Annotated in this window: 19 protein-coding genes; 8 read left to right on the top strand and 11 right to left on the bottom strand. The window is 70.8% G+C overall.

Annotated elements, in window-relative coordinates; translation table 11 throughout:
- Positions 1-38: 38 nt before the first annotated feature.
- Both ACZ32T_RS13295 and ACZ32T_RS13290 read right to left on the bottom strand, forming a co-directional pair.
- Positions 39-248, bottom strand: a complete 210-nt coding sequence (locus ACZ32T_RS13295; protein ID WP_467269881.1) for a DUF397 domain-containing protein — start codon at positions 246-248, stop codon at positions 39-41.
- Positions 230-1,072: a helix-turn-helix domain-containing protein gene (locus tag ACZ32T_RS13290; RefSeq protein WP_467269879.1), complete on the bottom strand. Its 843-nt coding sequence runs from the start codon at positions 1,070-1,072 to the stop codon at positions 230-232. The genes ACZ32T_RS13295 and ACZ32T_RS13290 overlap by 19 nt, the downstream gene beginning before the upstream one ends.
- Before the next feature lie 174 nt (positions 1,073-1,246).
- Here ACZ32T_RS13290 and ACZ32T_RS13285 point away from each other — a divergent pair, with 174 nt between their 5' ends.
- Entirely contained in the window at positions 1,247-1,516 is a 270-nt protein-coding gene (locus tag ACZ32T_RS13285) for a hypothetical protein (protein WP_467366835.1), read from the top strand.
- Positions 1,506-1,823: a hypothetical protein gene (locus ACZ32T_RS13280; protein WP_467367002.1), complete on the top strand. Its 318-nt coding sequence runs from the start codon at positions 1,506-1,508 to the stop codon at positions 1,821-1,823. Before ACZ32T_RS13285 ends, ACZ32T_RS13280 begins: the two co-directional genes overlap by 11 nt.
- A gap of 313 nt (positions 1,824-2,136) precedes the next feature.
- Here ACZ32T_RS13280 and ACZ32T_RS13275 read toward each other — a convergent pair whose 3' ends face one another.
- Positions 2,137-3,171, bottom strand: coding sequence for a bile acid:sodium symporter family protein (locus ACZ32T_RS13275; protein ID WP_467269873.1), 1,035 nt, complete (start codon positions 3,169-3,171; stop codon positions 2,137-2,139).
- A gap of 115 nt (positions 3,172-3,286) precedes the next feature.
- Here ACZ32T_RS13275 and ACZ32T_RS13270 point away from each other — a divergent pair, with 115 nt between their 5' ends.
- The 4 genes from ACZ32T_RS13270 (at position 3,287) to ACZ32T_RS13255 (ending at position 7,671) form a co-directional block, all read left to right on the top strand.
- Positions 3,287-4,180, top strand: coding sequence for a LysR substrate-binding domain-containing protein (locus ACZ32T_RS13270; protein WP_467366833.1), 894 nt, complete (start codon positions 3,287-3,289; stop codon positions 4,178-4,180).
- Positions 4,181-4,408: 228 nt separating this feature from the next.
- Complete coding sequence (locus tag ACZ32T_RS13265) at positions 4,409-6,208, top strand: AMP-dependent synthetase/ligase (RefSeq protein ID WP_467269869.1); 1,800 nt, start codon at positions 4,409-4,411, stop codon at positions 6,206-6,208.
- A 136-nt stretch (positions 6,209-6,344) separates the two neighbouring features.
- On the top strand, positions 6,345-7,181 hold the full coding sequence (locus ACZ32T_RS13260) for an aldo/keto reductase (protein ID WP_467366831.1): 837 nt from the start codon (positions 6,345-6,347) through the stop codon (positions 7,179-7,181).
- A gap of 130 nt (positions 7,182-7,311) precedes the next feature.
- The gene (locus ACZ32T_RS13255; protein ID WP_467366829.1) at positions 7,312-7,671 is read left to right on the top strand and encodes a DUF6204 family protein; all 360 of its coding nucleotides are present in this window, start codon (positions 7,312-7,314) and stop codon (positions 7,669-7,671) included.
- A gap of 58 nt (positions 7,672-7,729) precedes the next feature.
- On the opposite strand, the gene ACZ32T_RS13250 is transcribed toward ACZ32T_RS13255, so the two are convergent.
- The 6 genes from ACZ32T_RS13250 to ACZ32T_RS13225 form a co-directional block, all read right to left on the bottom strand.
- Positions 7,730-10,759 (bottom strand): alpha-mannosidase, encoded by a 3,030-nt coding sequence (locus ACZ32T_RS13250; protein WP_467366827.1) that lies wholly within the window; start codon positions 10,757-10,759, stop codon positions 7,730-7,732.
- 41 nt (positions 10,760-10,800) lie between these two features.
- A complete protein-coding gene (locus ACZ32T_RS13245) occupies positions 10,801-12,870 on the bottom strand; it encodes an endo-beta-N-acetylglucosaminidase (protein ID WP_467269861.1) in 2,070 nt (689 codons plus the stop codon).
- A 63-nt stretch (positions 12,871-12,933) separates the two neighbouring features.
- Positions 12,934-14,187 carry a glycoside hydrolase 5 family protein gene (locus ACZ32T_RS13240; RefSeq protein ID WP_467366825.1) on the bottom strand — a complete coding sequence of 418 codons (1,254 nt, stop codon included), beginning with the start codon at positions 14,185-14,187 and terminating at the stop codon, positions 12,934-12,936.
- Between the two features lie 43 nt (positions 14,188-14,230).
- A complete protein-coding gene (locus ACZ32T_RS13235) occupies positions 14,231-15,091 on the bottom strand; it encodes a carbohydrate ABC transporter permease (protein ID WP_467366822.1) in 861 nt (286 codons plus the stop codon).
- Entirely contained in the window at positions 15,088-16,080 is a 993-nt protein-coding gene (locus ACZ32T_RS13230; protein WP_467269856.1) for a carbohydrate ABC transporter permease, read from the bottom strand. Before ACZ32T_RS13230 ends, ACZ32T_RS13235 begins: the two co-directional genes overlap by 4 nt.
- A gap of 6 nt (positions 16,081-16,086) precedes the next feature.
- Positions 16,087-17,373, bottom strand: coding sequence for an ABC transporter substrate-binding protein (locus ACZ32T_RS13225; RefSeq protein WP_467269854.1), 1,287 nt, complete (start codon positions 17,371-17,373; stop codon positions 16,087-16,089).
- Between the two features lie 408 nt (positions 17,374-17,781).
- On the opposite strand from ACZ32T_RS13225, the gene ACZ32T_RS13220 reads away from it, so the two are divergent.
- Positions 17,782-18,837: a LacI family DNA-binding transcriptional regulator gene (locus ACZ32T_RS13220; protein ID WP_467366820.1), complete on the top strand. Its 1,056-nt coding sequence runs from the start codon at positions 17,782-17,784 to the stop codon at positions 18,835-18,837.
- A 9-nt stretch (positions 18,838-18,846) separates the two neighbouring features.
- On the opposite strand, the gene ACZ32T_RS13215 is transcribed toward ACZ32T_RS13220, so the two are convergent.
- Positions 18,847-19,590 (bottom strand): class I SAM-dependent methyltransferase, encoded by a 744-nt coding sequence (locus ACZ32T_RS13215; protein ID WP_467366818.1) that lies wholly within the window; start codon positions 19,588-19,590, stop codon positions 18,847-18,849.
- A gap of 278 nt (positions 19,591-19,868) precedes the next feature.
- Here ACZ32T_RS13215 and ACZ32T_RS13210 point away from each other — a divergent pair, with 278 nt between their 5' ends.
- The gene (locus ACZ32T_RS13210; protein WP_467269848.1) at positions 19,869-20,831 is read left to right on the top strand and encodes a LysR family transcriptional regulator; all 963 of its coding nucleotides are present in this window, start codon (positions 19,869-19,871) and stop codon (positions 20,829-20,831) included.
- A gap of 10 nt (positions 20,832-20,841) precedes the next feature.
- Here ACZ32T_RS13210 and ACZ32T_RS13205 read toward each other — a convergent pair whose 3' ends face one another.
- Positions 20,842-21,147: a 4a-hydroxytetrahydrobiopterin dehydratase gene (locus ACZ32T_RS13205; RefSeq protein WP_401518996.1), complete on the bottom strand. Its 306-nt coding sequence runs from the start codon at positions 21,145-21,147 to the stop codon at positions 20,842-20,844.
- Between the last annotated feature and the right edge of the window lie 81 nt (positions 21,148-21,228).

Raw genomic sequence — 21,228 nt, 5'->3', positions numbered from 1 at the left:
ATTCTGTGCCGTTGTCATTCTGTGGCGCGGTGGACGGTTCAGGCGTCCACTCCTCCGTCCTTCACTGCGGAGACGAACGATGCCCAGCGGTCCGCCGTGAATGTAAGCACCGGGCCGTGTGGTTTCTTGCTGTCTCGCACGGGGACGACATCAGTGAAGGCGTCGGAGACCTCTACGCACTGGCCGCCATCCGAGTTGCTGTGGCTGCTCTTCCGCCAGGCAGTGACACTCAGGTCGATGGATCGCACGGAACTTCCTCCAACAAGCGCGAGATGTGCTTACGCGACTCACTCGGGGACAGTGCCAAGTCGCGCACAGAATCGTACATTTGCTGAAGCTCCTCGACTTGCCGAGATGCCTCAAGCAGGTTGCCGTGACTGGCGCTCTCCACGTACGCCACCGTACGCCCCTCGGCCACACGTAGGAACATCACATCGGTGCTCGACAAACTGTGTGCACCGGCACTGTGCAGCAGGACTTGCACGACGATCTGCGCCCTGTCGGCCATCTCCAGAAGATGCTGCAACTGCTGGCGCCACGCGCTCACCTCTCGCAGCGGCGTGCAGAGCACAGTCTCGGACAGGATCGAGCGGAAGTGCGGTGGGCTCTCCCCCTCCAGCAGGTCCCGCCGCGTCAGTCGAGCCTTCACCTGCTCATCAAGCTCTTGGTCGTTGAGCCGTCCAGCCGCGAGCACTTCCCGTGCGTAACCCTCCGTCTGAAGCACCCCCGGCAGCACACCCACCGCGAAGTGCCACAGACTCGTCGCCTCAGCCTCCAGCGCCATGTACCGCCGGTACCGCTCCTTGAACTGCGACTGGTCGCTGATCGCCAGCTCCCACAACGCCAGCAGCAGCCCCGGCGTCCCGTAGTACTGATCCAGCGCCTGCACCACCTCCGGGCCGCCGACGGTCTCGCCCTTCTCCATCTTCCCGAACAACGACCAGTCCCAGCCCAGCCGCTCGCCGAGCTGCCGCAGACTGTCCCCGCGTTCGGTACGCAGGTTCCGCAGCTCTTCAGCGAACCGCGCCCGTGGTTCCCTGCTGCGGCCCGTGACCGCCCGCCTCGTCGGCATCGCATCCTCCGTGGAACGTGTGGAACGTGACTCACCGCTGGGGAAGCACGCCCCGCCGTCGGTGTGTCACACCCCCGACCAGGCCATTCTCGTAATGAGCTCCTCACGCACCGTAGTCCGCCGCATGAGGCCAGGCAGAGGATTCCGCGAAAGAACAACCGAAGGAAGACGCCCATGACTCCGCCGTCACAGAAGCCGCCCCTCTCCCGCAGGACGGCCAAGATCCAGGAGGCCGTCGATGCGCGGGACACCCTCGCCGCCGCGCTGAGCAGCGCCGGCATCCAACTGCCCGCGATGGATGTGCGTACCCCTTGGACGGAGACCGAGGACGGCGACACCGCACGGCCGGCCCGCTACGCCCTCGTCCGCCTCGGCGTCTGCTCCGCCCCCGTGGCGCATGCTCTCGCCGCAGTGATCAGGAGCGGAGCGGCAGGTGACCGATGACGGCGCCCTCCGCGTCGGGGCGGTCGTGCACGACAACGACAGCGGCCGGGTGGGCCTGGTGATGGGCCACGAAGGCCCCTACCTCCAACTCCGCCCGCTCGGCGGTGGCCGCGAATGGGACGCGGACCCGGCCCTCCTACGACCGCTCGGCCCGGCCGAGTTGCTGAGCGCCCGCGTCGCCGAGGCCAACGCCCGGAGCCGCACCGGCCTCGGACTCGCCGACATACGGGGCGCCCCGCACGCCGACCAGGCGGAGCGCGACGCAGTCAACCGCCCGAAACCCACCGGGCCACCGCGATCGCGCTGAGGATCAGCGGCGGCGCCACCCACCAGGCACCCATGGCACGCCGCACCGTGGGAGGAGCAACTGTGATGACCAGAGCGATGACGCTGACCGCGAGGGCAAGGAAACACAGCAAGGTGATGGCGCCGTACGCGTCCCTGTCCCAGAGTCCCGACGGGCGGATCGTCCATGCCGAGTAGCAGAGACCGGCAGCAAGCAGATGCAGAAGCCCAAGAGGTACGGCCATCACCCGGCGGAGGCACCCGTCGTCCTCCGCCGCGCGGCCGTTTCCCATGTGGTCAGACATCAGCGCATCGCCCCCCTGACGTTGGAGACGTCAGTTCAGCGCCTCCGCCCGAGCATGCCTCACCGGGCCATCGCCCGGCAGCGGGTCACGCGAACGGCGCTTCGCGATCACCGCGCAGACCATCAGCTGCATCTGGTGGAAGAGCATCAGCGGCAGCACCGCGAGGCTCGCGTGCGCGCCGAACAGGACGCTGGCCATCGGCAGGCCGGCCGCCAGGCTCTTCTTCGACCCGGCGAACTGGATGGCGATCCGGTCCTCCCGTCCGAAGCCCAGCCGCTTCGCCCCGTACCAGCTCACCGTGAGCATGAGGGCCAGCAGCACGGCCTCGGCGCCGAGCAGGGCGCCGAGCCGGAGCGGGGTGACCTGGTGCCAGATGCCGGCGACCATCCCCTCGCTGAAGGCCGTGTAGACGACGAGCAGGATCGAGCCGCGGTCGACGTACCCCAGCACCTTGCGGTGGCGGCTGATGAATCCGCCGACCCAGCGGCGCAGCAGCTGCCCGGCGAGGAAGGGCACCAGCAGCTGGAGGACGATCTTCACCAGCGAGTCCGCGGAGAATCCGCCTCCGGCCCCGCCGAGCAGCGCGGCCGCCAGGAGCGGCGTGAGCACGATCCCGGCGATGCTGGAGAAGGAGCCGGCGCAGATGGCGGCCGGCACGTTGCCGCGGGCGATCGAGGTGAAGGCGATCGACGACTGGATGGTCGAGGGCACCAGGCACAGGAAGAGGAAGCCGTCCTGGAGCTGTGGGGTCAGGACGTACGGCACCAGGCCGTGGCTGGCGAGGCCGAGCAGTGGGAACAGGAGGAAGGTGCAGGCCAGAACGGTGAGGTGGAGTCGCCAGTGCTTCAGGCCGTCGAGCGCCTCGGCGGTCGAGAGGCGCGCTCCGTAGAGGAAGAAGAGGAGGGCCACCGCTCCGGTCGACGCGCCGCCCGCCACGTCCGCGCCGGTCCCGGAGACGGGCAGCAGCGCCGCGAGTACCACCGTGCCGATCAGCGCCAGGATGTACGGGTCGACCGGAAGCCAGGACGGCAGCGCGGGGAATCGGCGGCTGGTGCGGCGGCTCATGTGCTCCGTGCTCTCTCGGTGGAATCGTGCCCTCACCATCGTGCTCCTCGTCCCCGCGATCGGGAATCCCGTACACCGCACTGACTGTCATCATGATTCGCGATAGCCTCGCTCCATGTACGACCCCGTCCAGCTCCGCACCTTCCTGGCCGTCGCCCAGACCCTGAGCTTCACGCAGGCGGCACGCCGGCTGGGCGTCCGGCAGTCCACGGTCAGCCAGCACGTGCGCCGGCTGGAGTCCGAGGCCGGCCGCCAGCTGTTCGACCGGGACACGCACCGGGTCGATCTCACCGAGGACGGCGAGGCCATGCTGGGCTTCGCGCGGACGATCCTGCAGGCCAACGAGCGTGCGGCGGCGTTCTTCACCGGCACGAGGCTGCGCGGACGGCTGCGCTTCGGGGCCTCCGAGGACTTCGTGCTGACCCGGCTCCCGGAGATCCTGGAGTCCTTCCGGCGGGAGCACCCCGAGGTCGAGCTGGAGCTCACCGTGGAGCTGTCCGGCGCGCTGCACCGGCAGCTCGCGGCCGGCCGGCTCGACCTGGTGCTGGCCAAGCGCCGTATCGGGGACACCCACGGGGAGCTGGTCTGGCAGGACACCCTGGCCTGGATCGGCGCCCCGCAGCTGCGGATCGATCCCGAGCGTCCGCTGCCCCTGATCGCCTTCCCGCCTCCCGGGATCACCAGGGCGCGCGCCCTGGAAGTGCTGGAGGAGCACGGCAGGCCCTGGCGCTTCGCGTGTACGAGTGCGAGCCTGAGCGCACTCGTGGCGGCGGCCCGTGCCGGTCTGGGGGTCATGGCGCACACCCGGGGGCTCATCCCGCCGGGGCTCGTGCCCGTCCCGGCCCGGGCAGGTCTGCCGGAGCTCGGAGACGTGGACTTCGTCCTGCTGCACGGGCGCCGCAGGGACACCGCCCAGGAGGCGGCGGACGCCCTCGCGGCGGCGATCCTGGCGGGCGGCGACCGTCTCCACCGGGGTCCGGTCATGCCTTCACACCCGGAATCGGCGTAAGCACGGCGTACAGATTCGGTGGAGATTCCCGCCCGAGCTACTTACTCCGCGGTCAGAACTGCGCCCGAGCCTTGCCCATCTGGCCCGATTTCTACGGTTGGCATGGCCAGATGCCATGTTTTCCGGAGACTTCGGACCCTCCCGCGGCCTCGTACGGTGAGGTAGCGTCGCGGCGCCGTGCGGAGCGCCACAAGGAGCAGGTCATTGCGCGAGTTCACTGTCCCACCCATGGCCGCTGCCCCTCAAGTCGGCGGTCTTGCCGATACCGTCTTCGACTATGCGCAGGAGAACCCCCACCGGACGGCCCTCGGCCGCAAGGACGCGGAGGGCCGGTGGCACGACGTGTCGGCGGCCACCTTCCGCGACGAGGTGCTCGCTCTCGCCAAGGGCCTGATCGCGCACGGCGTCCGGTTCGGCGACCGGGTCGCCCTGATGTCGCGCACGCGCTACGAGTGGACCCTCTTCGACTTCGCCCTCTGGACGGTGGGCGCCCAGTCGGTGCCGATCTATCCGACGTCGTCGGCCGAGCAGGTCCTGTGGATGCTGCACGACGCCGAGGTCGCGGCCGTCATGGTCGAGCACGAGGACCATGCGATGACGATCGGCTCGGTGATAGACCGGCTGCCGAACCTGCGCAGACTCTGGCAGCTGGACGCCGATGTGGTGACCGAGCTCAACGAGGCCGGTGCGCTGGTCGACGACGAGGTCGTCCACCGGCACCGCCGCGCGGTGACCCCCGACTCCGTGGCGACCGTGATCTACACCTCCGGCACGACGGGGCGCCCCAAGGGCTGTGTGATCACGCACTCCCACTTCATGTTCGAGGCCGACACCATGGTCGGCCGCTGGCATCCGGTGTTCCTCTCCAAGCCCGGCGAGGAGGCGGCGACGCTGCTCTTCCTGCCGCTCGCCCATGTCTTCGGCCGCATGGTGGAGATCGCGGCGCTGCGCGGCCGGGTGAAGCTGGCGCACCAGCCCGAGCTGTCCGCGAAGGCGCTGATGCCGGACCTGGTGGCCTTCCGGCCCACCTTCATCCTGGCGGTGCCGTACATCTTCGAGAAGGTCTTCAACGGCGCACGGCGCAAGGCGGAGTCGGAGGGCCGCGCGGGGGCGTTCGACAAGGCCGTGGACATCGCGGTGAAGTACGCCGAGGCGATGGAGGCGCGGGCCTTCGGCACCGGACCCGGACCGTCCGCCGGGCTGCGGATGCAGCACCAGTTCTTCGACAAGGTGGTCTACCGCAAGGTCCGTGACGCGATGGGCGGCCGGGTGCGGCACGCCATGTCGGGCGGCTCCGGGATGGACCGGCAGCTCGGGCTGTTCTTCGCGGGCGCGGGCGTCACGGTCTACGAGGGTTACGGGCTCACCGAGACGACGGCCGCGGCCACGGCGAATCCGCCCGAGCGCACCCGTTACGGCACCGTCGGCCAGCCGATTCCCGGTTCCTCGGTGCACATCGCGAGGGACGGCGAGGTGTGGGTGCACGGCGCCAACGTCTTCTCCGGATACCTGGGCGACCCCAAGGCCACGGACGCCGTCCTGCACGACGGGTGGCTGGCCACCGGCGACCTGGGCGCGCTCGACGAGGACGGTTATCTGACCATCACCGGGCGTAAGAAGGAGATCCTGGTGACCTCCGGGGGCAAGAGTGTGGCCCCGAGCGGCCTGGAGGAGCGGGTGCGCGCGCATCCGCTGGTGGCGCAGTGCATCGTCGTCGGCAACGACAGGCCCTACATCGCGGCCCTGGTCACCGTGGACCACGAGTCGGTGGAGCACTGGCTCGCGATGCAGGGCCGTACGCCGATGCGCCCCGCAGATCTGGTGCGGGACCCCGACCTGGAGATGGAGGTGCGCAGAGCCGTGGTGGCGGCGAACACGGCGGTGTCCCAGGCCGAGTCCATCCGCACCTTCCGCATACTGGCGCACCAGTTCACCGAGGAACACGGCCTGCTGACCCCCTCGCTCAAGCTGAAGCGCAAGGCGATCGAGACGGCGTACGCGGCCGAGGTCGACGCTCTCTACCGATGAGCCGGTGCCGCTCCTGACGTGGCGTCAGAGGTGCACTCCCTCTCCGGTTCACCGGATCGGGGCAGGTGGGAATGGTTAGGCTTTTCCGATCGTTCCCTCTGGGAGTACCCACCTACAACGTAAGGATCGACCGCTCGTGAGCCAGGTCCCCACCATCACGCTCAACAACGGCCTCGAGATGCCGCAGCTCGGCTTCGGTGTCTGGCAGGTGCCTGACGACGAGGCCACGACGGCCGTGGCCACGGCCCTGGAGGCCGGGTACCGGAGCATCGACACCGCCGCGGTCTACGGGAACGAGGCGGGCACCGGCAAGGGTCTCGCCGCCTCGGGTGTCGCCCGCGAGGAGCTGTTCGTCACGACCAAGCTCTGGAACAGCGAGCAGGGCTACGACTCGACGCTGCGCGCGTTCGACGTGTCGCTGGAGAAGCTGGGCCTTGAGTACGTCGACCTCTACCTCATCCACTGGCCGACGCCGGCCAAGGACGCGTACGTCGACACGTACAAGGCCTTCGAGCGGATCCTCGCCGACGGCCGCGCGAAGGCCATCGGCGTGTCCAACTTCCTGCCGGAGCATCTGGAGCGCCTGATGGGCGAGACCTCCGTCGTCCCCGCGGTCAACCAGATCGAGCTGCACCCGCAGCTCCAGCAGGCCGAGTCGCGCGCCGTCCACGCCGAGCACGGCATCGTCACCGAGGCCTGGTCGCCGCTGGGCTCGGGCAAGGGCCTCCTGGAGGTCCCGACGGTGGTCGCCGTCGCGCACAAGCACGGCCGGAGCCCCGCGCAGGCGGTGCTCCGCTGGCACCTGCAGACCGGCCACGTGGTGATTCCCAAGTCCGTGACGCCGTCGCGGATCGCCGAGAACATCGACGTCTTCGACTTCGAACTGGACGCCGACGACCTGGCCGCGTTCGCCGCGCTGGACGAGGGCAAGCGCACCGGATCCCACCCGGCCGAGATGAACGTCGGCGCCTGATCCCCGCGTCTCCCCCGGCGCCCCCACCGCTGTACGTCGGTGGGGGCGCCGGTGTGTCCGCGCGGGCACGGTGTGCGGTGCGCGGGAAACACGGTGGAACCGCGGCGGCCAGGCTGGTTAAGGTCGCCGGATGAGTACTCGAACCTTCCGCATCACGGTCCGCGGCGTCTTCGACGGTCTCGGCCCCGACCAGCGGGCCGAGCTCCTCTCCCGTGCCGCGGAGCACGACGTCCTGCGCGCGGCCTTCACCCCCGAGGGACACCTGAGCTACGACCTGGCCGCCCGCTCGGCCTTCACGTTCCGCTTCCAGGACTCGGGCGATGAGGAAGAGGACGTCCTGGAGGCGACCGAACGTGCCGAGAACGCGGCGCGGGGCTGGCTGGAAGAACGCGGCTACGGCTACAAGAACCTCAGGAGCAGCGCCGAGGACCTCTCGCAGGCGCCCCTGGGCAAACGGCAGCGCCGCGCCGCGGCCGGCAAGGACGCCTGAGCCTGCCGCCTCGGGCCGGAGCGGCGTGGGGGCCGGGCGCCGGCCCCCACGCTCCGGTTCAGCGGCGGGCCAGCCGCAGCGTGACCAGCTCGAACGGGCGCAGTGACAGGCTCACGCCCTCGTCGGTGGGTACGGGCGTCTGCACGTCGTCCAGCGGCCGCTCCAGCAGGTCGGTGACCGCGACGCCTGCCGCGTCGAACCCCGTGGCGAGGCGGACCCGGGCCCGGCCGCCGGTGGACTCGTAGAGGCGGACGACGAGGTCGCCGCTCGCGTCGTCGGCCAGCTTGACCGCGCTGACGACGACGGCGTCGTTGTCGACGGTCACCAGCGGTGCGACCTCGCGCTCTCCGGTGACGCGGCGCTCGGGCAGATTGATGCGGAAGCCTTCACGCACCGCGTCGCCGATCGTCGCGCCCGGCGCGAGGGCGTGCCGGAAGCGGTGCACTCCCTGGTCGGTCTCCGGGTCGGGGAACCGGGGGGCGCGCAGCAGCGAGACACGGACCGTGGTGGTCGTGCCCGCGTCGGACGCGCGCACCGTGCGGGTCACATCGTGCCCGTACGTCGAGTCGTTGACGAGTGCCACGCCCCAGCCGGGCTCCTCCACGTGGACGAACCGGTGGTTGCACGCCTCGAATTTGGCCGCCTCCCAGCTGGTGTTGGTGTGGGTGGCCCGGTAGAAGTGCCCGAACTGGGTCTCGGAGGCGTAGCGCTCCGCGTGCACGTCCAGCGGGAACGAGGCCTTGAGGAACTTCTCCGTCTCGTGCCAGTCGACCTCGGTGTCGATGTCGAGGCGCTTGGCACCGGAGGTGAGGGTCAGCAGCTGGGTGACCTTCGAGGTGCCGAAGCTCCGTACGACCCGGACTCCGACCGTGCCTTCGCCCTCGACAGGGGTGAGCTCGTCGAGGTCGGTGAGGTCGGTGACGGTGTTCCGGTAGAACGCGTCGACGTCCCAGGCGTCCCACATGTTCGGGAAGTCGGGGTGGATCTGGAGGAGGTTCGCCGCCTGCCCGGGCGCGACGGTCTCGCGCTCGGCACCGATGTCGTACGCGGAGACGACCAGGCCCCGCGCGTCGATCTCCACCTGGAGGAGCCCGTTGTCGAGCACGAAGCCGCCGCCCTCACGCGGGGCCAGCTGCCCGTCGCTGCCGGGGCGGGCGGCAGCGGCCGCGCCCGCCTCCACCCCGGCACGGGTGTGCGGGGCGGAGTTGAAGACGAGTGCGCGCCCCGCGGAGGGGTCGCCCGCCAGTGCGCGCTGGGCGGCGTCCACGATGCCGTTCAGCTCCCCGGCGACGGCCGCATAGGTCTTCTCGGCCTCGCGGTGCACCCAGGCGATCGACGACCCCGGCAGGATGTCGTGGAACTGGTGGAGCAGTACCGTCTTCCAGATCCGGTCCAACTGCTCGTAGGGGTAAGCGAATCCGGTCTGCACGGCGGCGGTCGCGGCCCACAGCTCGGCCTCCCGCAGCAGGTGTTCGCTCCGGCGGTTGCCCTGCTTGGTCTTGGCCTGGCTGGTGAGTGTGGCGCGGTGGAGCTCCAGGTACAGCTCGCCGACCCACACCGGTGCGTCCGGGTATTCGGCTTCGGCCTTGGTGAAGAAGTCGGCGGGCTTCTCCCACTCGACGGTGGCCGAACCCTCCAGGCTCCGCATGCGGCCGGCCTTGGCGATCATCTCGCGGGTCGTACCGCCGCCGCCATCGCCCCAGCCGGTGGGCGCGAGCGAGTGGCGGGCGACTCCCTTGTCCTTGAAGTTGTCGGCCGCGTGGGCGATCTCGCTGCCCTTCATGGAGCAGTTGTACGTGTCGACCGGCGGGAAGTGGGTGAAGATCCGCGTGCCGTCGATGCCTTCCCAGCGGAAGGTGTGGTGGGGGAACTTGTTGGTCTGGCTCCACGAGATCTTCTGGGTGAGCAGCCACTTGGAGCCCGCTGCCTTGATGATCTGCGGCAGCCCGGCGGCGAAGCCGAAGGTGTCGGGGAGCCATGCCTCGTCGTTCTCGATGCCGAACTCGTCGAGGAAGAAGCGTTTACCGTGCACGAACTGACGGGCCATCGCCTCGGAGCCGGGCATGTTGGTGTCCGACTCGACCCACATGCCGCCGGAGGGCACGAACCTGCCTTCCTCGACGGCCTTCTTGACCTTGGCGTAGACCTCGGGGCGGTGTTCCTTGATCCAGGCGAACTGCTGTGCCTGGGACATCGCGAAGACGAAGTCGGGCTCGTCCTCCAGCAGGGCCGTCATGTTGGACGTGGTCCGCGCCACCTTGCGGACGGTCTCGCGCAGAGGCCACAGCCAGGCGGAGTCGATGTGGGCGTGCCCCACCGCGCTGATGCGGTGGGCGGACGGCTGCGCGGGGGTGGCGAGCACCTCGGCCAGCTCGGCTCGGGCGGACGCCGCGGTTCCGTTGACGTCCTGGAGGTCGACCGCGTCGAGCGCCCGGCCGACGGCGCGCAGGATGTCCCAGCGGCGGGCTCCCTCGACGGGCAGCTCCGCCATCAGCTCTCCCAGCACCTCCAGGTCCTGTACGAGGTTCCACACGTGCTCGTCGAAGACGGCGAGGTCCATCCGGGCGAGGGTGTACTGGAGCTCGCTGCCGGCGGTCTCCTTGTCACCCAGCCGCGTGGGCAGGAAGGGGTGGTAGTCCAGGATGACGGGGTTGGAAGCGGCCTCGACGTGCAGCAGTACCTCTTCGCCGCCCTCGACGGGAGCCCCTACGCGCACCCACTGGTTACGCGGGTTGAGGCCCTTCACCGGGGTGCCGTCGGGGCGGTAGACCAGACCCTCGCACTGGAAGCCCGGCATGTTCTCGTCGAAGCCCAGGTCGAGGAGCGCCTCGACGGTGCGGCCCGCCCAGTGCGCGGGGACCGTGCCGGAGACGCGGAACCAGCAGGTGCTCCAGGGTGCGCCCCACCGGTCGCCGACCCTGATGGGCTCGACGGGTCCGGCCAGGCCCTCGGCGACGGGGACGGGCTCGCCCGGGGCGTTCCAGACGGCGACGTCCAGTGGTACGGACTCCGGGTACACGGCGGGGCGGATGCGTTCGTCCAGGACACGCTTCAGACGGGCTTCCACCAGGCTGCGGTCGTCGTGCATGAGGGTGACTCCGTTGTGATGTGGGTGCGGGTGGGGGCGGATTACCAGCGGTGTGCGGCGGCTGTGGCGCCGGACAGGCCGTAGAGCTCGTCGACGGCACGGACCTGGAAGCGCGCGGACCTCTCGCCCGCCTCCCTGCGGATGCCGGTCAGGCAGAAGGCGGTCTGGCAGGTGCCTCCGAGGAAGCGCAGGGTGCCGTCGGGGAGGATCCGGTGCAGTTCGTAGTGGCGCACCGGGCCCGGGGCGGGGTGCCAGCGCAGGCGCAGCTCCGAGCCGTCGGCGGCGGCGTCGGTGATGCGCAGGGCGGTCGGCGCGTGCGGCTTCCTGACGGTATCGCGTACGGCCAGTGCGCCGAGTCGCCACCGCACCGAGGCCCTACCGGCGCCCGTGCCCGTGAGCCGGATGCCCAGTGCGTGGGCGGTGCCGCCGAGTGAGCCCGGCCGCAGCGTCGTGGTGGTCCAGCCGGCCGCGCCGGGCCTCAGCTCTCCGGCCGGCACGTAGGTGTAGGCGAACGGGTCGCCCGCGCGGTCCGGTCGGTGCGGGGCGACGGCCAGTTCCACGGTGACCGGACCGGAGTCCGGATCGATGCGGTGGGTGAGTTCGACGACCGTACGCCGGGAGAGCGGCAGCCGGGTCGCGAACAGGTCGACGGTGGCCGGGGCCTTCAGGTCGCCGTCGACCAGGAGACTGCTTCCACCACGCCAGGCGTCGTCGAAGTCGAAGGTGACGGAGGGCGTGCCTCCCTCGGTGCGCACGACCCAGCGGCGTCCGGGGAGCCGGTCCTGGAGCCCCAGGTGGTTCCACGGGGCGTCGGAGACCGGCCGCCCGTTCTCGTACCACCGCAGGCCGTGCCCGGTGTTGAAGGTGGTGGCGAACGGAAGCCGGGCGACCGTCGAGCGGTCGGCGAGCACCGCTGCCGGGGCCCGCCATTCCTCCTTGGGCGCGGGCCTGGCGGGGTCGAGCGAGCTGCCGGTCCAGAATCGCTGGTCGGCCGCGTGGAACTGGCCGGGCGTCCGGTCCTCGGGGAGGTGGTTCAGCGTCCATTCGGGGCGGTAGAAGCCGTACGAGACGGTGTGCGGGCGGTCGGTGGGGACGATCGCGTCCCAGTCGACCGCCTTGTTCCACCCGGTGGACTCGACGTCCACCCCGGCCCACAGGTCGTAACGGCTGCGCCCGATGGCCTCCGCCCGCTCACCGGACGCGGCGAGGGTGTCCGGGGTCCAGCGGAAGTCGACGAACATCGAGTCCGCCTGCTGGAACAGCGCGGTGTTCTCCTCGTTGAGGGCGCCCTGCCAGCCGACCTGGCCGCGCACCGTCATGGCGTCGTACCAGGTGGTGCGGAGCCCGGCGGCCTCTCCGCGTTCCCGCAGGTCGGTGACGAAGGCCAGCATGTCGGCCCCGAGTGCGGCGTCCCCGCCCTCGGTCTCCGCGTTGAGGAACCAGCCGTCGAAGCCGTACACGGTGGCGACCTCGACCAGCTTGGCCGCCAGGGGGAAGCGTCCCGCGGCGTCGCGCTGCACGAGGTCGCGGGTCCAGCGGAGGTCGCCGCCGTGGTGGACCGGGGGGAGGAAGACGGTGCCGAGTACGGGGACGCCGTTGCGGTGGGCGGCGTCCACGACCGGCGCGTTGGGCGCGAGGATCAGTCCCTCACCGGCCGATCCGCCCCAGAAGACGAGCTCGTCCAGGTAGGCCCACTGGCTCAGTGCGTAGTGGTCGGCGGTGGCGGAGCCCTGGGCGGGGTTGCCCGCGGTGTGCCCGAAAGCGACCAGTGAGGTGTTCCGCGCCTGCCCGGTCCGGGCGGTCGTGTTGACCGGGACGGGCGTGAAGCGGTCGGCGAGCGGGACGGTCGCGGTGTTGAACGGGAGGTCCCGGTCGTCCTCGGCACGCCAGCTCTTCAGACTCCGCCAGGTGACACCGTCCCCGGGGGTGCCGGTGGGCAACGAGTCGGGGAACCAGTACGAGGCGTAGGGCTGGAGCGTGTCCGGGGCGGCGGTGGCGGCCGCGGCCCGTCCGGGGAACGCGGGGCTGAGAAGAGCGGCGGCGGTCCCGGCGCCGGCGAGGAGGACGGTGCGCCGGGTGGGGGCGGCGGCGTGTGGGTGAGGCTGGGTCATGGTCTGCTCCGTATCGTGCGAGGTGCGATTCCGGTGCTGGGCGGGGCGGTGTGCGTCAGCGGGTCACAGGACCTGGCCGGGGGTGACGACCTCGGTGATACCGCGGCCGGCCAGGTGGTGCCGGTCCTCGGCACGGCTCGCGAGGACCGTGGTGGGGCGGGCGCCGTCCGCGGTGAGCATGGCGAACGCCTCGAAGACCGCGCCGCCGGGCGCGCACACCGACCGGTGGGGCGCCGTGTCGTCGTCCCCGGTGTCGACGACGAGCGCGGTGGTCCGGGGCGCGGGGCGGTGGGCCGCCGCGCGCTGCTCCCGAACCATCCTGGCGATGGCCTGCCCGGCGGGTTTGACCTGGCGGTCGTTGGTCAGCAGCCCGAGGCCGTATTCCAGTTCGGGGAAGTCGGCCAGGGAGCGTGAGACATCGTGGGAGCACCACCAGGTGACGCCCCAGACGTCCTCGCAGTCCAAAGCGTTGGTGACGGTCGCCTCCGTGAAAGAGGCCGCGTGCCCGGCCGGGATCAAGGGCGCCGGAGCGCCCACCTCCTGGAGCCACACCGGCCGGTGCGGGTCGTGCGCCCATGCCTTGGAGAGTTCGATCAGATACGCCGCGTGGTGCTCGGTCGCCGTGCCGTCCTGTCCGTGACGCTGGGCGGTGCCGTTGAAGACCCAGGAGTGGACGGCGGTGACCGCGCCGATCCGGGCCGCGTGCGCGGGGGTGAAGGCGTGGTCGTCCTGGTACCAGGAGGCGTCGTACTCCGCGTGCAGATGGAGCTTCCCGGGAGCGCCCTCCTCGCACGCGTCGAGCAGGGTCCGCAGCCAGTCGGCGGCCTGGCCCGGTGTGACGGGGTCGGGATCGGGATGCGGGCTCCCGGAGAACTGGTTGATCTCGTTGCCCAGGGTCATGCCGATGAAGTTGGGCCGGTCGGCGAGGGCGGCGGCGAGTGTACGCAGGTATGCGGCCTGGCCGGTGACGACATCCGGATCGGTGAACAGGTTGCGGCGGTGCCATGTCCGCGTCCAGGCGGGCAGGAAGTCGAAGCTCGACAGGTGGCCCTGCAGCCCGTCCACATTGACGTCGAGGCCGCGTTCGGCCGCCGCGTCGGCCAGCTGGACGAGTTGCTCGACGGCGCGCGGGCGGATCAGCGTGCGGTTGGGCTGGAAGAGCGGCCAGAGCGGGAAGACGCGGATGTGGTCGAGGCCGAGACCGGCGATCGAGTCCAGGTCGGCGCGCACTGCGTCCAGGTCGAAGTCCAGCCAGTGGTGGAACCAGCCTTGGCTGGGCGTGTAGTTGGCGCCGAAGCGCGGCACGGTGGAGCTCATGGGAGGGGGTGATCCTGGTTCTGTGGTGGGGGGCGGTGGACGGTCAGCCCTTGACGGCGCCTTCGCCGACTCCCCGGAAGAAGAAGCGCTGCAGACAGGCGAAGAGCGCGATGAGCGGGGCCACGGCGATGATCGTGCCCGCCGCGACGAGCCGTTCGTCGTTGGCGAAGGTGCCGTGCAGATAGTTCAGTCCGATGGTCAGGGTGAAGTTCTCCGGGTCGCTGAGCACGATCAGCGGCCACAGGAAGTCGTCCCAGGCGCCCATGAAGGCGAAGATCGCGACGACGGCGAGGGTGCCCTTGACCGAGGGCAGGGCGATCCGCAGGAAGCGCTGCCAGACATTGGCCCCGTCGACGTACGCGGCCTCCTCCACCTCCTGCGGGAGGTTCAGGAAGGCGTTGCGCATCAGCAGGACGTTCATCGCGCCGATGGAGCCCGGCAGGAGCACTCCGAGCAGGGTGTTGTTGAGGCCGAGATCACGCATGGTGGTGAACTGGGCGATGATGATGCCCTCCACCGGCACCAGCATGGCCAGGATGAACGCCAGGGTCGCGGCCCTGCGTCCCCGGTAGCGCAGCCTGGCCAGTGCGTAGCCGGCCAGTGCGGCGCCCACGCAGTTGGTGACCACGTTGGCTGCGGCGACCTTGAGGGAGTTGAACGCGTACTCCCAGACCGGGATGGTGTCGGCGACCCGGGTGTAGTTGTCCAGGGTCGGGTCGCTGGGGAAGAACTTCGGCGGGGAGCTGAAGATGTCCTCGCCGGGGCCCTTGAGCGAGGTCGAGAGCTGCCACAGGAACGGCCCGACGGTCAGGGCCAGCACGAGGAGCAGCAGGACGTAGCGCAGGACGAGTTGCCAGGCCGGGATGCGGCGGCCCTCGGCGTCGGTGGTCCTCAGGATGCTCACGCGTCCTCCTTGCGGTCGGCGCGGAGCACCAGCAGCATCAGCCCGACGGTGACGACGAAGATGACGACCGAGATCGCGGAGGCGTAGCCGACGCGCCCGGTCAGGCCTGTGCCCACCCGCTGGACCAGCATCACCAGCGTGGTGTCCTCGCCGGCCGGGCCGCCGGAGGGGCCGGCCATCAGGTAGACCTCGGAGAAGACCTTGAAGGCCGAGACCGAGGCGAGCGCCGCGACCAGCACCATGGTCGAGCGGACGGCGGGGACGGTGACGGTGAAGAAGCGGCGCACGGCCCCGGCACCGTCCACGGACGCGGCCTCGTGCAGCTCCCGTGGCACGTTCGCCAGGGCCGCGAGATAGATGATCATGTAGTAGCCGAGGCCCTTCCAGACCGTGACCGTCATCGCGCTCAGCAGCAGCAGCCACTGGTCGCTGAGGAAGCCGACCTTGCCGATGCCGACCGCCTCCAGCAGGGAGTTGATCAGCCCGCGGTCGTCGAGCATCCACACCCAGATCAGGCCGACGACCACGATGGAGGCCACGACGGGGGTGTAGAAGGCGGAGCGGAAGAAGGTGATGCCGGGGATGTGCCGTTGGACGAGCATCGCGAGCAGCAGCGGGAGGATCACGAGCGCGGGCACGACGCCGAGGACGTAGAGCGTGCTGTTGCGGAGCCCGATCCAGAACATCTCGTCGTGCAGCAGCTCCTGGAAGTTGTCCAGGCCGACGAACGTGCCGGGCACCAGCGTCCGGCGGTCGGTGAAGGCGTTGACGAGGGTGCTGAAGAAGGGGTACAGGCTGAACGCGCCGACGACCAGCAGGCCGGGCGCCGCGAACAGCCAGGGGCTCAGGGGGAGATGGCGGCTGATCCGGCGGACCGGCCGCCCGCCGCCGGGGGCCGCGGACCCGCTCCCCTTCGGGGCGGTGCGGGGGCCGGGAACCGCGTCGGGCGTCGCGCGCGTGGCGGCGGAGGGGGTGACAGGGGTCTTCATCAGGTCTCAGCTCTGCTGCAGGAGCCGGTCACAGGCCTTGACAGCGTTGTCAAGAGCTTCCTTGGGGCTCTGCTTGCCCTGGAGCGCCTTGGCGATCTGGTTGCGGAGTTCGGTCTTCATCTGTTCGCTGAACAGCACCGGCGTGTAGTTGACGGCGGTCTTCAGCGACTTGGCGGCGGCTATGCGGACGCGGGTCTCGTCCGTGCCGTCCTCCTCGGTGAAGTAGGGGTCGTCGAGGGAACCCGCGGTGCTCGGGAAGATGGCGACCTTCTTCGCGAACCGCATCTGGCGGGTCGCGTCGGTGACGTAGTGGGCGAAGGCCACGGAGGCGGGCTTCCGCTCGCTCTGCGCGTTCACCATGAGCCCCATGACGTACATGTTGGCCTTGCCGGTGTTGCTGACCTGGTCGGTGATGCCGATGTTCTCGTAGAGCCCCGGGGCCTGCTTCTTGAAGTTGGCCAGGTCCAGGGCGCTGCCGGGGTTCATCGCCACGGACTCGGTGAGGAACTTGTGCCCCGAGGACTCGGGTGTCGCGGTCAGCGCCTGCGGATCGAGGGCCTTCGCGTCGTACAACTGCTTGTACTTCGTGAGGAGTTCGACTCCCTTGGCGTCGTTGAAGGTGAAGCCGGTGCCCTCGTCGTTCATCAGGCCGCCGCCGTAGCGGCCGAAGTCCTCGATGGTGGGCACGTTCGCGAGGGCCGCGACCTTCCCGTCACTGGCCTCGGCCAGCTTCAGCCCGGCGGAGAAGACCTCGTCGTAGGTGGACGGCGGCTTCGCCGCGTCGAGCCCGGCCTTCTCGAGCAGTCGCTTGTTGTAGAACATCGGCCCGGTGTTGAGGTACCAGGGGAAGGCGAACGTGCCTTCCGCGCCCGGGACCTGATGGCTCGCCCACGCCTCCGGCAGGTACTCCTCGCGGTACTTCGGCGCCGCCTTGTCGAGGTCCAGGGCGATTCCCGCCTCGGCCAGCGGCGCCACCAGGTCGGGCGATACGTTCACGACGTCCGGCAGGGTGCCGCCGGCCGCGTCGGCGCTGATCTTGTCCGCGTAGCCCTCGCCCGGGCGGTCGACCCACTTGACCTCGGTGCCGGGGTACTTCTTCTCGAAGTCGGCGATCACGCCGTTGAAGTAGTCCTTGAAGTTCGCCTGCAGGTTCCAGGTCTGGAAGGTGATCTTCCCTTCGACCTTGCCCGACGCGTCGGTGGAGTCCGCTCCGGAGCCGCCCCCGCAGGCGCTCAACGGCAGGACTGTGGCGAGTACGACGGCAGCGGCGGCTGCTCTGCGGGAGATGCGCACGGTGAACGGCTCCTTTGCTCGGACCAGGCATGCGAAGGGAAGCCGAGTGGTGAACCCGGCGGCCGCCTTCGCTCGGCTGAGACTGCAAGGCACCTGAGGGAAAGTCAATACATTCATCGAAAATTGAACGAACTTTGCGAGATACATGCAGGTCAGACGATCGTGTAGCCTCAGTCTCCATGCGGAACTAAAGCGCTTTAGAGCACCTCGACTCAAGCGCATTAGTCATCCGTTGTCTTCTCTCGACCCGGTCGTCGGCAGGGCTTACACTGCCCCGGGGCCGGGCGAAGACGCCGGCCTCACTTGGGGACCACGGGGAACGCGGGAAAGAGGCACCGGGTGATACCGAAGGGGCCGTCGGCCGGGGACATCTCACCGGCCAGACGCACACCGGCACGCCGGCCGACCATGAAGGACATCGCGCAACGCGCCGGTGTCTCGGAGAGCGCCGTCTCGTTCGCGCTCAACGGCCGTCCGGGCGTCTCGGAGATCACCCGCGACCGGATCCGCCGCGTCGCCGAACAGCTGGGCTGGCGGCCGAGTACGGCCGCGCGGGCACTGTCCGGGGAGGGGTCGGCCACCGTGGGGCTGGTCGTGGCACGCCCTGCGGCCAATCTGGGCGTGGACTCCTTCTTCCTGCAGCTGATCTCCGGAATCCAGGAGGTGCTCGCCGAGCGCCAACTCGGCCTGCTCTTCCAGGTGGTGGAGGACGTGGCGGCCGAGTGCGCGGTCTACAGGCGCTGGTGGGCCGAGCACCGGGTCGACGGCGTGCTGATGGTCGACCCACGTACGGACGATCCGCGTGCGGACCTGCTGGACGAACTGGGCCTGCGGGCCGTCGTCATCGGCACGCTGCCGGGCGGTGACACGGGCCCGCATCCGGGGCTCTCACAGATCCGCGCGGACGACGCGGGCGCCATGGCGGCGCTCGTCGGCCGTCTGCACGAGCTGGGGCATCGCCGCATCGTGCACATCGCGGGTCTGTCCACCCTCGCCCACACCGACCGGCGCATCGAGTCCCTGCGGGCCGAGGCCGACCGCCGCGGCCTGGCCGAGGCGCACTCGGTGACGACGGACTACTCCGACAGCGAGGGGGCGGCGGTCACCAGGAAGGTGCTGGAACGGCCGATGCCGCCGACGGCCCTGATCTACGACAACGACGTGATGGCGGCGGCCGGGTCCGCCGTCGCCACGGGCCTCGGACTCACGGTCCCCGACGACGTATCGGTCGTGTCGTGGGAGGACTCGGCACTCTGCCGGCTCACCGCACCGTGGCTGACGGCGCTCTCCCGCGACCCGGTCGCGTTCGGCCGGCTCGCGGCGAGGGAGTTGACCGTCCTGCTCGACGGCGGCCCGGCCCGCGCCGTGCAGGTCCCGCTCCCCCGGCTGATCGAGCGGGGCAGCACGGCGGCGGCGCGGGACGGCGGGGACGGGGCGGGAGCGGGAGCGGAGCCGGCTCGGTGACGGGCAGGCTCAGCCGGGCGCCCGGAACCCCAGCAGCCGGTACGAGGGGTCGGCCCGTGGGCGGTCCGGGTGGGGCAGCGCGGTGAGTTGGGACGCGAGCCGGGTGGCCGCCGTTCCGGGCAGCGCGAGTCGCGAGGCGTAGTCGCCCCGCAGCACCGCCCGTGCGGTGCGCAGGGGCGAGCGCCCCTGCCCGTGCCCGGTGAAGCCGGCCTCGCCCGCCGGCAGCAGGCCGCCGGACCGCGCGTAACCGGTGACCAGGTCCGCCGCGTCGGCGGCTCGCGAGCTGCGGTAGGGGGTGAGCACAGCGTCGATGTCGCTGCCGACGTCGTGCCCGGCGTCCTTGTCGACCGTGGCGACGAACACCCCGCCGGGCCGCAGCACCCGGGCCGCCTCGGCCACCACCTCGCGGACGAGGCCGTCGCCCCGCAGCAGGTGCAGCAGCCAGACGGCGCTGACGGCGTCGACCGAGGCGGACAGCAGGGGCAGTTGCCGTACGTCGGCGAGTGCGACCGCCCCGATCCGCTGCCGGGCCAGCCGCGCCATGCCGTACGAGGCGTCCACGCCGAACACCCGGAGCGTCGGCCGGCCGTGGGCGATCCGCCGGGTGACCAGCCCCGTCCCGCAGCCGATGTCCAGCAGCGTACGGGCGGCCGGTGGCAGCAGTCCGAGTACGGCGCCCGCGGCGGCCTCGGCCCGGGGCTCCCCACCGCGGGTCCTGTCGTAGCGGGCGGCTTCCGTGTCGTAGTCCAGCACGCCGCCACCCTAGGCGGTGCACGTCAGGTCGTGTCCGGGCTTTCCCCATCCGAACGTGATGCCCCGGAGCGAGGCGGGACCGCGTCGAGCGCGGCGACCGTCGCCTCGTCGAGCGACTCGCCGGAGAGGACCGGTCAGCTCCTCGACCTGGCCGTGGACGCGCTCCGGAGCTCCACGAGCCGGAACGGCTGACGGACCGGGGCCACCGCTGCACGATTACCGGCCTGGAGCACGCTCCACGTATTGCCGGTGGGTCCCAGCGGCCATAACGTGCGCGCATGGAGCTGGAGTTACGTCATCTGCGCACCGTACGGGCGATAGCCGACAGCGGCAGCCTCACCAAGGCCGCGGCGGCTCTCGGGCTCGCGCAGCCCGCGCTCAGCGCGCAGTTGCGGCGGATCGAGAAGGCGCTCGGCGGCCCGCTCTTCGACCGGGACCACACAGGCGCGCGGCCCACCATGCTCGGTGAACTGGTGCTGGAGCGGGCCCGGGTGGTGCTGCCCGCGGTGAGCGGGCTCCAGGAGGAGGCGGTGCGCTTCGCCAACGCCTCGGCCACCGTGGAGCGCTTCCGGCTCGGCGGCACGCACGGCCCGCTGCTCGGCGGCCTGGTCGACCGGCTGGCCGCCGCGCACCCGGCGGCGCCCGTGTCCACGTACACCTCGTGGTCGGTGGCGGAGATCGCCTCGCTGCTGATCGACGGCAGGCTGGACTTCGCCCTGATCGGCGCCTGCGGGGAGAGCCCTCCGCCGATGGCGGACCGGCTGGTCTGGCAGGTCATCGGGGTCGACCCGGTGTTCGTCATGCTCCCGGAGAGCCATCCCCTGGCGGACCGGCAGGAGCTCGAACTCTCGGCGCTGGCGGACGAGTGCTGGGCCGACGTACCCGGCGACGGGTGCTTCGCCGACTGCTTCACCGCCGCGTGCGCGCGGGCCGGATTCACCCCGGCGTCGGTGTACGAGACGGACACCGCGTCCGTGGTGCATCTGGTCCAGGTGGGCCGGGCGATCGGGCTGTGCCGTGCCACGTTCCCCCCGACCACCGGCCTGGTGACCCGGCCCCTCGTGGGTTCGCCGCTGAGCTGGCGTCATCTGCTGGGCCGGCATCCGCGGTCCCCCGCCGCGAGCGCCGCGGCCGCCGCGGTGGGCGGGCACACGCGTGCGGCGTACGCGGAGGCCGCGCGGCGCAGCGACAGCTACGCGAACTGGCTCGCCGCGCACCCCCGCTTCGGTCCCGCTCCGTGAGGAGGCCCGCCTACTCCGCGCCGTGCCCGGCGGCGACCGCCTCCACCCGGGCCGCCAGCGCGAGGTCCTTGCGTGTGACGGCGCCACCCGCGTCATGCGTGTGCACGGCGAGCGCCACCGTGTTGTAACCGAGTGTCAGGTCCGAGTGGTGGTTGAGCTCGTCCTGGATCTGGGCGACGTGGACGGTCAGCCCGGCGGCGGCGAAGTGGGAGGGCAGCCGGTAGGTACGGGTGATCCGGTCCCCCTCCAGCTGCCAGCCCGGCAACTCGCGCAGGCCGGCCTCGATGTCGTCTGCGGACAGCGGTTCTGCGGGCATTCGGCGGCTCCTGGGCGTACGGGTGCGGTCGACGGTACCTGTGACGTTACGGCCCGGGTGCCCCGGCTGTCGCGCCTGACA

The sequence above is a fragment of the Streptomyces sp. NPDC023573 genome (assembly GCF_055559735.1).
The sequence above is the reverse complement of the archived record's forward strand: the minus strand, read 5'-3'. Positions and strand labels throughout refer to the sequence as shown.

Coding starts and splice junctions, on each gene's coding strand:
- ACZ32T_RS13290 (WP_467269879.1), bottom strand. CDS start 1,072: ATGCCGACGAGGCGGGCGGTCACGGGCCGCAGCAGGGAACCACGGGCG.
- ACZ32T_RS13285 (WP_467366835.1), top strand. CDS start 1,247: ATGACTCCGCCGTCACAGAAGCCGCCCCTCTCCCGCAGGACGGCCAAG.
- ACZ32T_RS13275 (WP_467269873.1), bottom strand. CDS start 3,171: ATGAGCCGCCGCACCAGCCGCCGATTCCCCGCGCTGCCGTCCTGGCTT.
- ACZ32T_RS13270 (WP_467366833.1), top strand. CDS start 3,287: ATGTACGACCCCGTCCAGCTCCGCACCTTCCTGGCCGTCGCCCAGACC.
- ACZ32T_RS13265 (WP_467269869.1), top strand. CDS start 4,409: ATGGCCGCTGCCCCTCAAGTCGGCGGTCTTGCCGATACCGTCTTCGAC.
- ACZ32T_RS13255 (WP_467366829.1), top strand. CDS start 7,312: ATGAGTACTCGAACCTTCCGCATCACGGTCCGCGGCGTCTTCGACGGT.
- ACZ32T_RS13250 (WP_467366827.1), bottom strand. CDS start 10,759: ATGCACGACGACCGCAGCCTGGTGGAAGCCCGTCTGAAGCGTGTCCTG.
- ACZ32T_RS13245 (WP_467269861.1), bottom strand. CDS start 12,870: ATGACCCAGCCTCACCCACACGCCGCCGCCCCCACCCGGCGCACCGTC.
- ACZ32T_RS13240 (WP_467366825.1), bottom strand. CDS start 14,187: ATGAGCTCCACCGTGCCGCGCTTCGGCGCCAACTACACGCCCAGCCAA.
- ACZ32T_RS13230 (WP_467269856.1), bottom strand. CDS start 16,080: ATGAAGACCCCTGTCACCCCCTCCGCCGCCACGCGCGCGACGCCCGAC.
- ACZ32T_RS13220 (WP_467366820.1), top strand. CDS start 17,782: ATGAAGGACATCGCGCAACGCGCCGGTGTCTCGGAGAGCGCCGTCTCG.
- ACZ32T_RS13210 (WP_467269848.1), top strand. CDS start 19,869: ATGGAGCTGGAGTTACGTCATCTGCGCACCGTACGGGCGATAGCCGAC.
- ACZ32T_RS13205 (WP_401518996.1), bottom strand. CDS start 21,147: ATGCCCGCAGAACCGCTGTCCGCAGACGACATCGAGGCCGGCCTGCGC.